The organism is Neobacillus thermocopriae (assembly GCF_010975035.1).
GTDB classification, from domain to species: domain Bacteria; phylum Bacillota; class Bacilli; order Bacillales; family Cytobacillaceae; genus Neobacillus; species Neobacillus thermocopriae.
In genome coordinates this window covers 1-11,086 of record NZ_JAAIUV010000041.1, presented here as the reverse complement: position 1 = coordinate 11,086, position 11,086 = coordinate 1, and the positions used below count along the sequence as shown (strand labels likewise).

General features: G+C 38.9%; 11 protein-coding genes and 2 pseudogenes. 2 read left to right on the top strand and 11 right to left on the bottom strand.

Going from position 1 to position 11,086, the window contains the following annotated elements; genetic code table 11:
* Window positions 1-155: 155 nt before the first annotated feature.
* Window positions 156-827, bottom strand: coding sequence for a DUF421 domain-containing protein (locus tag G4Z05_RS15885; RefSeq protein ID WP_395534871.1), 672 nt, complete (start codon window positions 825-827; stop codon window positions 156-158).
* Window positions 828-1,080: 253 nt separating this feature from the next.
* On the opposite strand from G4Z05_RS15885, the gene G4Z05_RS15880 reads away from it, so the two are divergent.
* Window positions 1,081-1,443, top strand: coding sequence for a TIGR04086 family membrane protein (locus tag G4Z05_RS15880; protein ID WP_240465410.1), 363 nt, complete (start codon window positions 1,081-1,083; stop codon window positions 1,441-1,443).
* Between the two features lie 259 nt (window positions 1,444-1,702).
* Here the strand turns inward: G4Z05_RS15880 and yajC are convergent, their stop codons facing one another.
* From yajC to G4Z05_RS15835, 9 genes are all read right to left on the bottom strand, one after another.
* Window positions 1,703-1,981 carry a preprotein translocase subunit YajC gene (gene yajC / locus G4Z05_RS15875; protein WP_163252773.1) on the bottom strand — a complete coding sequence of 93 codons (279 nt, stop codon included), beginning with the start codon at window positions 1,979-1,981 and terminating at the stop codon, window positions 1,703-1,705.
* A gap of 30 nt (window positions 1,982-2,011) precedes the next feature.
* Entirely contained in the window at window positions 2,012-3,151 is a 1,140-nt protein-coding gene (tgt, locus tag G4Z05_RS15870; RefSeq protein WP_163252771.1) for a tRNA guanosine(34) transglycosylase Tgt, read from the bottom strand.
* A 122-nt stretch (window positions 3,152-3,273) separates the two neighbouring features.
* Entirely contained in the window at window positions 3,274-4,302 is a 1,029-nt protein-coding gene (gene queA, locus G4Z05_RS15865; RefSeq protein WP_163252770.1) for a tRNA preQ1(34) S-adenosylmethionine ribosyltransferase-isomerase QueA, read from the bottom strand.
* Window positions 4,303-4,319: 17 nt separating this feature from the next.
* Window positions 4,320-4,526, bottom strand: a complete 207-nt coding sequence (locus G4Z05_RS15860) for a DUF2905 domain-containing protein (RefSeq protein ID WP_038536457.1) — start codon at window positions 4,524-4,526, stop codon at window positions 4,320-4,322.
* 43 nt (window positions 4,527-4,569) lie between these two features.
* Window positions 4,570-5,571, bottom strand: coding sequence for a Holliday junction branch migration DNA helicase RuvB (gene ruvB / locus G4Z05_RS15855; RefSeq protein ID WP_163252768.1), 1,002 nt, complete (start codon window positions 5,569-5,571; stop codon window positions 4,570-4,572).
* An 8-nt stretch (window positions 5,572-5,579) separates the two neighbouring features.
* Window positions 5,580-6,191: a Holliday junction branch migration protein RuvA gene (ruvA, locus tag G4Z05_RS15850; RefSeq protein WP_163252766.1), complete on the bottom strand. Its 612-nt coding sequence runs from the start codon at window positions 6,189-6,191 to the stop codon at window positions 5,580-5,582.
* Between the two features lie 163 nt (window positions 6,192-6,354).
* The gene (locus tag G4Z05_RS15845; protein WP_163252764.1) at window positions 6,355-6,891 is read right to left on the bottom strand and encodes a BofC C-terminal domain-containing protein; all 537 of its coding nucleotides are present in this window, start codon (window positions 6,889-6,891) and stop codon (window positions 6,355-6,357) included.
* Window positions 6,892-7,101: 210 nt separating this feature from the next.
* Window positions 7,102-7,788 (bottom strand): YhcN/YlaJ family sporulation lipoprotein, encoded by a 687-nt coding sequence (locus G4Z05_RS15840; RefSeq protein ID WP_163252762.1) that lies wholly within the window; start codon window positions 7,786-7,788, stop codon window positions 7,102-7,104.
* Window positions 7,789-7,860: 72 nt separating this feature from the next.
* On the bottom strand, window positions 7,861-8,856 hold the full coding sequence (locus G4Z05_RS15835; RefSeq protein WP_163252777.1) for an aminoglycoside phosphotransferase family protein: 996 nt from the start codon (window positions 8,854-8,856) through the stop codon (window positions 7,861-7,863).
* A gap of 1,232 nt (window positions 8,857-10,088) precedes the next feature.
* Between G4Z05_RS15835 and G4Z05_RS16750 the strand changes: the two are divergent.
* A pseudogene (locus G4Z05_RS16750) lies at window positions 10,089-10,403 on the top strand (pentapeptide repeat-containing protein); the annotation flags it as partial.
* 167 nt (window positions 10,404-10,570) lie between these two features.
* On the opposite strand, the pseudogene safA reads toward G4Z05_RS16750, so the two are convergent.
* Window positions 10,571-10,735 (bottom strand): annotated as a pseudogene (safA, locus tag G4Z05_RS16745) (SafA/ExsA family spore coat assembly protein); the annotation flags it as partial.
* Between the last annotated feature and the right edge of the window lie 351 nt (window positions 10,736-11,086).

Below are 11,086 nucleotides of genomic sequence, written 5' to 3'. Positions count from 1 at the left end.
CCAAAAATGGTATAATAATTGACCCCGTAGGGGTCAAATTAAAGTTAATATAGACCAAAAATTGCTTAAAATTTGAAAAGGCATTTCGAATTAAGTTTATTCGGAATGCCTTTTGTCTACAATCTGAGACACGCTTATTAATTAAGGCGTGTCTTTCATTCTTCATCCATAAGGTCAATATAAAATTCCCCATTTTCATAGCTGCAAAACGAAATTTTTTTTATATCTCTGTAACCTCTTTTTTTCAATTCCTGGCGAAGCCATAAATTCGTTTTATTAATCTTTTTCAAATGGTCCTCATTTACTTGTCCGTCCATTATCAATGGGATTGTAATATCACCTTGATTTTTTGAATTTGACTTGTTGTTATTTTTATTCTTTTTTTCGATGACTGATAAACTACCTGTTGATTCTAAGATGGCAAACTCAACGTCTGAGATGCTCCGAATATCCTTCTCTCTTAATTGAGTTAATAAATCATCAAAATTATAGCGCTGACGACGCATAGCTTCTTCATCTACTTTTCCCCTGTTAATAATTATGCTTGGTTTTCCATCTACCAAATCACGAAATCTTTTACTCTTTAATGAAGCAATGGACATAATAATTTGAATTAACATTAACAAAAACATTGGTAATATAGCTTCAATTAAATGGGCTTTCGGCCTTTCAATAGCAAGGACTGCCAATTCACCAATCATAATAAAAACGACAAGGTCTAGAATACTCAATTCTCCAATTTCCCTTTTTCCCATTAAGCGAAAGATCAAGACAATTACCGCGTATAGCAAAATAGTCCGAAACACCATTGTAAAAATATATTCCACGTGTTACCTCTCCTTTTTTTCCACTCAGTTATAGAGTCTACAGAATGAAAAAAATCATGAACGGAATCAATTACCAATTTATTTATTTAATAAAAAAATTTTAATTCTACTTTCACCGATTCATGAATACGCTTGTACTAAGAAATAAAACTGTTTTCCGAGGCTTGACACGATTAATTCGGAATAAATTATGTCGGCCTGCAGGCAACTGAAGGAGGAGAGAAACATCGAATCAAAAAGCTTGGGTACAGCAATGCTGTACGGATTGATTTTTATTTTCGCATTTGCCGTTCTTTCCAGTTTAATTTTTTCCCTCATTCTTAGATTTACTTCGGTTCAGGAATCATCCCTTCAATATGTTGTTACAACCTTATCGTTTATCGGATTGTTTGGCGGTGGTTTTCTGTCCGGGAGGAAACGAAAAGAAAAAGGGTGGTTAATTGGAGGACTTACCGGTCTATTTTATTCGTTAATTGTATTTTTGTTCCAATACTTAGGTTATGATCGCCTATTTGACTTCGAGCAGATCATCTATCATACATGTTATACATTAATCTCCATGATGGGCGGAATCCTAGGTGTCAATATCACTAGCGGAAAAACTCGCTCGGTTTAGAAAAGCGAAAGCTCCCTGCTCAGCGGCGTATGGCTTCCTCCCAAAAGCTATCGCTTTCGGTCGTGCGATGTTAATGCTCTCGGAGCTTTCCTTGTGGTGGTCTCCAACTGAGATATAGGAAACACGGTGAGCGAAAATGAACCGATGTTAACTTATCGTAGAAAGAGAATGAAGGAGTCTCGGTTGAAGCACTGGAACTAGACAGTTTTCTAAGTTAAGTAAAATAAAAAAGGAAGCAGGGTGGCTTCCTTTTTTACTATTATACTTCTGCATTCTTTGCAGGTTCAACAACCTCGCGGATTGCAGTACGGTCATATGTAAGACGACTACCGTCACCACATTTGATGACAACTTTATTTTCATCGATAGAATCGATAAATCCATGTAATCCGCCAATCGTAACGATTTTATCACCTTTTTTCAATTCGTTTTGCATTTGCTGCACCGCTTTTTGACGCTTTTGCTGTGGGCGGATTAGTAAGAAATAAAAAATGACAAACATCAATATAAGTGGAATTAAAGAACCTAATCCTTCCATGCCTATTTCCCTCCTTTCAACCAACATCTATTAGAAATTTTTCGCATTTGGTTTGTTAAAACCATATTGCTCAAAAAATTCTTCTCGGAAATCACCAAGCCTGTCTTCCCTTATGGCTTGTCTGACTTTCTCCATTAATCTTAACAGAAAATATAGATTATGATAAGAAGTTAATCTAATTCCAAAGGTCTCATTACAGCGAATTAAATGTCTTATATAAGCTCTACTGTAATTACGACATGTATAACAATCACATGCTGGGTCAAGTGGACCGTAATCTCTTGCATATTGGGCATTTTTGACTACAAGACGACCCTGGCTTGTCATTAAAGTACCATTTCTAGCAATCCTTGTCGGCAATACACAGTCAAACATATCGATACCACGAATTGCTCCATCAATGAGTGAATCAGGTGAGCCAACACCCATTAAATAACGCGGCTTATTGGCTGGCAAGAGCGGTGTCGTAAATTCAAGCACACGATTCATTACATCTTTTGGTTCACCAACCGATAATCCGCCTACGGCATACCCAGGAAAATCAAGTGAAATTAAATCCTGGGCACTTTGCTTCCTAAGTTCCTCATATTCACCGCCTTGAACAATTCCAAATAATCCTTGTTCATTCGGTCGTTGATGCGCCTTTAGACAGCGCTCCGCCCACCTTGAGGTACGTTCCACCGATTTTTTCATGTACTCAAATGTAGCCGGATACGGCGGGCACTCATCAAAAGCCATCATGATATCAGAACCAAGAGCATTTTGAATTTCCATGGCCTTTTCCGGTGATAGAAATAATTTTTCCCCACTAAGGTGGTTACGGAAGTGGACCCCTTCCTCTTCAATTTTACGGAATTCACTTAAACTAAATACTTGGAACCCGCCAGAATCGGTTAAGATGGCCCGGTCCCAATTCATAAATTTATGTAGTCCACCTGCTTCCTTGATAATATCATGACCGGGACGGAGCCACAAATGATATGTATTACTTAAAATGATACCGGCACCCATCTCCTTCAGATCTTCAGGAGACATAGTTTTAACGGTTGCAAGTGTTCCAACCGGCATAAATGCAGGTGTATCAAATGATCCATGTGGGGTATGCACTTTGCCAAGCCGGGCCCCCGTTTGTTTACATGTTTTAATTAATTCGTAGCGAATCGCAGTCAAATTACTTTCTCCTTCCTAAAAGCAGTGTGAGCAGAGCGGTGCAAAAGGAGTGTAAAAGAGGAATATATTTTAGTTTCACTACCTAAAAACATTCCTCTCAGCATCGCTCCGCATCTTTTCCACTAAATGATCAACATCGCATCGCCAAAACTAAAGAAGCGGTAACGTTGTTCGACAGCTATATGATAGGCATTTAATACATTCTCCCGTCCTGCCAAAGCACTGACAAGCATGATAAGGGTGGATTTAGGTAAATGAAAATTGGTAATCATTCCATCTATCGCCATAAATTCATAGCCAGGATAAATAAATATATCCGTCCAGCCACTTCCTTCAACAAAGCGGCCATTATTTGCAGAAGCGATGGTTTCCAACGTCCGAGTGGAGGTGGTTCCAACTGAAATAATTCGGCCACCATTGTTTCTTACCTCATTTAGGAGTCTCGCAGTTCCTTCCGAAACCATATAAAATTCAGCATGCATCTCATGGTCTTGGACATCGTCCACACTAACAGGCCGAAACGTTCCTAGCCCAACATGTAAAGTAACAAAGGCGATATGTACACCTTTTTCCCTAACCTCATTTAAAAGCTCCTCTGTAAAATGAAGCCCTGCTGTCGGAGCAGCAGCTGAACCAGGTTCACGAGCATACACCGTTTGATACCGTTCTCGGTCATCGAGCTGTTCCTTAATATACGGTGGAAGAGGCATTTCGCCAAGCTGGTCAAGAACTTCATAAAAAATACCCTTATAGGTAAATTTGAAAACTCGACCTCCATGATCTGAAGTTCCTGTACAAACCGCCTTCAATAGGCCATCGCCGAAATCAATTTCTGTACCTATCTTCACGCGCTTCGCAGGCTTCACCAGTGTTTCCCACTGATCTTCTTCCAGTTGCTTTAATAGCAACACTTCAATTTTAGCTCCTGTATCCTTTTTTACCCCAAAAAGGCGTGCAGGAAGAACCCTTGTATCGTTTAAAACAAGGCAGTCCCCTTCACGCAAATATTCGGTAATATTTTTAAATACTTCATGCTTAATTGCGCCTGTTTTTTTATCCAATACCATTAATCGGCTATCCATCCGATTTTGTAGAGGAACTTGAGCAATTAATTCTTCAGGCAAATGAAAATCAAATAAGTCTACCTTCACGTAAAACACACCTTACATTAACGGAATCGTCCAATAAAATAGAATATCAATGATAAAACAATACTTAAGACAATGGAAGTGACAATAGGGAAATAGAAAGTAGTATTCCCTTTTTTAATGACAATATCACCCGGCAGTTTTCCAAGGTTAATAAATGGCATGAGTAAACCAATCAAAAAAATAATTGCACCGATAATCATAAGTGTTTTTGAAAGGCCTGTCACGTTCTTTCACCTCCATGTCAAAATGGTATCGTTATTGGGCCCATTACACACCCGGAATCTCCATGCCGAAATGCTGATACACTTTTGGGGTAACTATTCTTCCCCTTGGTGTCCGCTGAAGAAACCCAATTTGCAGTAAATACGGCTCATAGACATCTTCAATCGTTTCAGCTTCTTCTCCAATGGATGCTGCGATTGTATCAAGTCCGACCGGTCCACCTCGGAATTTTTCAATCATTCCTTTTAATAATTTATGGTCAATATGATCCAATCCCATACTATCCACTTGTAGCAATTCAAGAGCTTCCTTCGCTAGAGCCAAACAAATCTCCCCGTCACCCTTTACTTGGGCAAAATCCCTCACTCTTCTAAGCAAGCGATTGGCAATCCTTGGGGTTCCCCTAGATCTACGGGCAATTTCTGCAGCAGATTCATCATCTATCTCGGTTTCAAACAATTCTGCCGTTCGTTTGACAATATTTTTTAGTTCTTCTTCCTTATAATACTCGAGACGTCCCAAAACTCCAAATCGGTCCCTAAATGGTGCCGACAATGCCCCTGCCCTTGTTGTAGCACCAACCAATGTAAATGGCGGTAAATCCAGTCTAACGGACCGAGCTGTCGGCCCTTTCCCGATCACAATATCAAGACAAAAGTCCTCCATTGCCGGATACAATACTTCTTCAATAGAACGGGAAAGACGGTGTATTTCATCAATAAACAATACGTCCCCCGGTTCGAGGGCCGTCAAAATCGCAGCTAAATCGCCTGGCCTTTCAATAGCCGGTCCCGAGGTTGTACGTATATTTACATTCATTTCGTTGGCAATAATGACTGCTAGCGTTGTTTTTCCTAACCCCGGGGGACCATAAAGAAGCACATGGTCTAACGTTTCCTCTCGAAGCTTGGCTGCTTTAATAAAAATTTCTAGATTTCCCTTTACCTGTTCCTGACCTATATATTGCTTTAATGTTTGAGGTCTCAAGCTTTGTTCAAAACTGATCTCACTCTCATTTACTTCACTTGATATGATACGGTCTTCCATTTTATCACCTATTTCAAAAGCCGCTGCAGGGCCATTTTAATGTATTGGTCTGTGGACAGCTGTTCTTTTCTTAATTCAGGTGAAATCTTTTTAATTTCTTTTTCGGAATAACCAAGGGCTTTCAATGCAAGAATAGCCTCTTCCAATGCCGTGTTGTGCACTTCTGTATGTACTTGAAGTTTATCAGCATTAAATAGGTTCGGGAAATAATCGGGGACAATATCCTGGAGTTTCCCTTTCAAATCCAGGATCATTTGCCGCGCGGTTTTTTTGCCAACTCCTGGGAATTTGACCAAAAAGCTTTCATCTTCATTTTCTATCGCATGAACCACTTGCTGTACTTCACCCGAAGCAAGAATCGCAAGCGCACCTTTTGGACCAATCCCTGAGACATCTAATAGCTTTGTAAATAGACGTTTTTCTTCTCGTGTCTCAAATCCATATAAAGCCATGATGTCTTCTCGGACGTAATGATACGTATAAACAGTCACCATCGTGTTCATTTTCCCAGAATAGATAAACGGATTTGGAGTGGATATTTGATAACCAATTCCATTGTTTTCAATGACAATATATTCCGGACCGACAAACTCGATAGTTCCTTTAATAAATTCAAACAAGACGACTCTCTCCCCTATTTTCCTGCTGCCCCTTTTGGGCGCATGACCTCATTCTAACATACAATTGAAAAGTAGATGAAGAAAATCGCTGCTAGAAAAATACTTTCTTATCTCATAAAAAAAACAGGCTGATTCAATGAAAACCAGACTGTTTTATCAATATTCATTCTCTTTTCAGCGAATATGGCTTAAAAGTCTCTAAAACCTCCACATACCGGTCTTTATTTTTTATAGGAATTCCTTCTAGAAGTTCTTTTTGGGTTTTAAATTCCAGTTTTTTTATATCAATTTGAAAAAATGATTGGATAATTCTAGACCGATCTGGCCTTCCATTGAAAATCGTTAACACTCCATCATCCGTAATGCCAAAATATCCATTAGCCTTTAATAATGGGGAGATATCATCTATTTGTTTGCGAAATACTACCGCTTTCTCGTCACTACTTATCACTTTCCACTGATCGTACTTTGTCCAAAACTTTTCCTTGGACCAAACTGTCTCTTTCACAACTTCTTGACTTACTTCTCCATCTAAATATTCTCGTTCTAAAATAACTGTCATTTGCAGAGGTTCCTTTTTTGACTGTGGCTGCTTATCTAATTGAGCCATTGTTTTAGTCCTTTCCAATCCAAATATTAAAGAAAGCACTAATACGACAGCCAAACTACATCGAGAAGCTATCTTTCTGTTGAACCTCATGCTATTCACCTCTTACTTATAAATAATAAACAATTTATCCACTATTAGTTTAGCCTTCATTTCTATTTTTATCCTCTGTTGAAAATGGAGTAAGAAGAGAAATACCCAGAACTTCTCATCTTTAACTAAAGAAAAGTTGAACCAAATAGAAAAAATACATGCCGAGTGCACATTAAAAGACAAAGCTCTTGAAGCTTTGCCTTTTAATTATTAAGGCTCTGGCTGGCGTACTTCATTATTGATATTACGATCACGTCCTAGAGTCCCTTCATCGATGATCACATTTACTGGTCTGCCGCTTGTTAAAGTTCTTACCGCATTTTTTATATCTCTTTTCGTTTCAGCTTCCTTGCGATTATCAAATAATTTTACTGAAATCACGACAGTATTACCATAAGCTACAGATCTAATACTCCGTACATTGTCAATCCTTCTTACCCGGCTACGGATTTGATCAGTTATATTCTCCTGATATTCTGGTTTCGTTACAGAACCAGTACCAATTGGTTTATTTAAATGGCCATGATAATTCGCATCACTTCTACTAAAACGATTATCACGCTGAAAAAAATTTTTATCGGTCTTCGCTAATGGGGTGGATGGATTTTTCGGATGTCCATTTTCGTCTTTATCCTGCAAATTTCGTCTTCTGTTTTCATTAATAAAGTGGTCCTCTTCCCCAATCGTGTGATCCATTAATTCTGGTATAGCACCATCATTATCTCTCATAATCCTATAATTGTTATCAGGATGATTTTCATTTGAGTAATACCCTACCGGACCTAAGGAGTTTTTATGACCATCATTATAAGCACTTTGATCAGTATTATTGGCACAGCCCGCAGCTCCCATAAGTGCAAGAACAGAAAAAGGAATCATCCACTGCTTTTTATTCAAGCAACTAACCCCCTTACATCATCCTGAGCATTTTTTTATGCTCAAATTTAGGTTGGTATTTTTGTGGGGGTTTCATTCTTGTATTTCCTCTAAAATATTTTTTAATTGCTCAATAAATTGTTTCCTGATATGAAATTGACCAATAGATAGTTCTGTAACATATTTTAATTTATTTGGATCAAAATATGTTTTTTCTCTAATCATTCGATTCCATTCGCGAAAAATATCAGCAGGGTAAGCCAAAGCATACAAAAACGCCCGATTCTTTATATATTTCCTAATTTGTTTATATTTAGAAAGTCGATCAAAAGACCAATTTAAGTGTGGTAAAAATCTGTTAGACATTTGCAAATAGTCATAAGCAGGCGGCCCAATTTGAATGAGGTCAAAATCAATTAAAAATAAACGGCCACTTTCATCACGTAAAATGTTATGGTGAGCAACATCTCCATGTAAAATGACTTTAGATTGTTGATCAAGTAGGTTTTGATTTTTTTCTAAATGACTTAGTGACCAACTTGCCCAAGATATCATTTCGGAAATATACGGTTCTTTTATAAAATAACGAATCGTAGGAAGATTATTTATAAACATCTTGTATCTTTCTATCCATTTTCCTAATAGCTCCGCTTTCGGTAGTAAAGTGCGATAGCGAACTTCAAAATGAGAGGTAATTTGATGAAAATCTTCCAGTAGTTTCAAAGCCTCTTTCCGATTTTGGACGGTTTGGTACGAAAAAGGTATTTCATTAGGGGAAATATACTCAATACAAGCAAAATAAGTACCTTCGAATGTAAGCAATTCTCCGCCCGGAGGAGTTAAAAATTTGTATGTGTGGAAAAATCCTTCTTTTCTAAGGGTAGATGTAAAAGCTTCATGTACTTTTAATTTATGCTCGGAGCGATAGCCTTTTAAAATACAGGTCATTTTTTGGGACTTTAAAAGAAAGACATCCTTTCGAATGGGTTTTAATTGCAGGTTTTCCGTTAGAAATTTCGTTTTTAAATAAGAGAAGAGACGATCATAATAAGTATCGTCTCCCTTGTAATCCCTATTAACTGCTTTCATCTTCAAAACCTGATCCCATTGGTTCCATACCATAAGGATTCATAAAAGGAGGCTGAATGGTGTGATCAAATCCTGTTAATGGTGCACTATAAATTGGAGGGGTTGGTGGTACAAAATTTTGTTCCTGTGGCTCCGATTGTGTCTCCATTGGAGACCTGCCACCACATCCACAGTCACCACCTGCACCTGAGCCTACCGACATCCCTTGTGAAGGTTGGCTCATCGGCATCATTTGTTGCATTCCTCCTTCAGTTGAACCCATTCCCATTGGTCCCATCATTTGTGGATATTCATAAGACATTTGACCGTACCCCACTGGCATTTGGCCATATCCTTCAGACATTTGACCATATCCTCCTGGCATTTGGCCATACCCTTCTGGCATTTGACCATATCCCGCTGGCATTTGGCCATACCCTCCTGGCATTTGACCATATCCCGCTGGCATTTGACCATATCCCGCTGACATTTGGTCATATCCTCCTGGCATTTGACCATATCCCGCTGGCATTTGGCCATATCCTCCTGGCATTTGACCATATCCCGCTGGCATTTGGCCATATCCTCCTGGCATTTGACCATATCCCGCTGGCATTTGGCCATATCCTCCTGGCATTTGACCATATCCTCCTGGCATTTGACCATATCCTCCTGGCATTTGACCATATCCTCCTGGCATTTGACCATATCCTCCTGGCATTTGACCATATCCTCCTGGCATTTGACCATATCCCGCTGGTATTTGGCCATAAGTGGACGGATCTATATATGGCATTGCTGGTTGAGAATCTTGCGTTTGAGCTCCCATCACAGCTCCAAGATTATATCCTGGATTCATTTCTGGTAATTGAGGCATAAATGTAGAAGATTCATCATCCATATTAAACTGATTTGATGTTCCACCCATTGAAGGTGCTCCAGCCTGGGTTCCAGCCAATGGCGGTTCTCCTCCAGGGGAACCCGGTACATATCCTGCACCCATTGGCATCATTTGGCCATATTGATTTGAAAAATGTCCTTCGATCGGAAAACCACCAAATGGAGGACAAAAACCAGGACCAGGCATAACTGGTGTAACAGGAACACATTGTTCTTGCATTGGCATTTCTGCAGGAGCCTCCATCATTGGTGGCGGAGATGGTACCGGATTTTCTTTCATTGGCACATCTTTAACTTCAGGCAGTATATTCGGTTGTTCTACCTTCATTTTCTGCATATTCATTGTGTAATAATTGCTTAAATCTATTTCTGGTGCGATTTTTAGGGGCATTTTTGGGGTATATGGTTCTTTTGGTGTTTCCTTTAAGATAGGTTGTTCTTTTTCAATTGGTGCCTCTTTACTTGGGGTCTCCTTAATAGGGGCTTCCTTTTTAGGCACTTCCTTTGCTGGTACCTCTTTCGTTGGCATTTCTTTTATTGGTACTTCCTTTTTTGGTTCCTCTTTCATTGGCATTTCTTTTTTCGGCGCTTCCTTTTTTGGTTCCTCTTTCATTGGCATTTCTTTTTTCGGTAATTCTTTTATTGGAACTTCTTTTTTGGGCGCTTCTTTGATCGGTGCCATTTTAATTGGCGCTTCTTTCGTCGGTACTTCTTTTACTGGCTTTTCTTTAGCCTTAAAGTACTCCGAAAGTGGAATTTCTTTTTTCCCTCCTGCACCCGGATTCGTTCCAACATGGCTTTCTTTTTTTATCGATCCACCTGATGTTGGGATTTTTATTTTCATACCGGGCATAATCATATCAGGGTTACTGAGCTGTGTATTCATCTTTTTCAGCTCCTCAAAATTCACGCCGTACTTCTTGGCGATCTTCCAAAGAGTATCCCCTTTCTGTACGATATGGATCTTCACTCTGATTTCCCTCCTATGGAATAAGTCCATATAGTCTATGTTGAAATGGGCAAATTGCTAACAATCTTCATAAAAACTTATGCTTTTTATTAAAAAATTATGTATGGGCTAGGGTGGAAAAGACTAGTCCTGGCGTAATATACAAAAAAGATGTAATCAAATGATTACATCTTTCAGATTGTAGACAAAAGGCATTCCGAATAAGCTTAATTCGAAATGCCTTTTCAAATTTTAAGCAATTTGTGGTCTATATAAACTTTAATTTGACCCCTACGGGGTCAATTATTATACCATTTTTGGACTAGTCCAAGTCCAGTTTGCCAGTTTCTTTAAATTCATTGCAGCAAAAGTAAGCATCGCCTGCATGGACAATTTTTTAAG

What these genes read in the sequence shown, in the direction of transcription:
- G4Z05_RS15880 (WP_240465410.1), top strand. Translation starts at nt 1,081, where the DNA reads ATGCTGTACGGATTGATTTTTATTTTCGCATTTGCCGTTCTTTCCAGT.
- yajC (WP_163252773.1), bottom strand. Translation starts at nt 1,981, where the DNA reads ATGGAAGGATTAGGTTCTTTAATTCCACTTATATTGATGTTTGTCATT.
- ruvB (WP_163252768.1), bottom strand. Translation starts at nt 5,571, where the DNA reads ATGGAAGACCGTATCATATCAAGTGAAGTAAATGAGAGTGAGATCAGT.
- G4Z05_RS15845 (WP_163252764.1), bottom strand. Translation starts at nt 6,891, where the DNA reads ATGAGGTTCAACAGAAAGATAGCTTCTCGATGTAGTTTGGCTGTCGTA.
- G4Z05_RS15835 (WP_163252777.1), bottom strand. Translation starts at nt 8,856, where the DNA reads ATGAAAGCAGTTAATAGGGATTACAAGGGAGACGATACTTATTATGAT.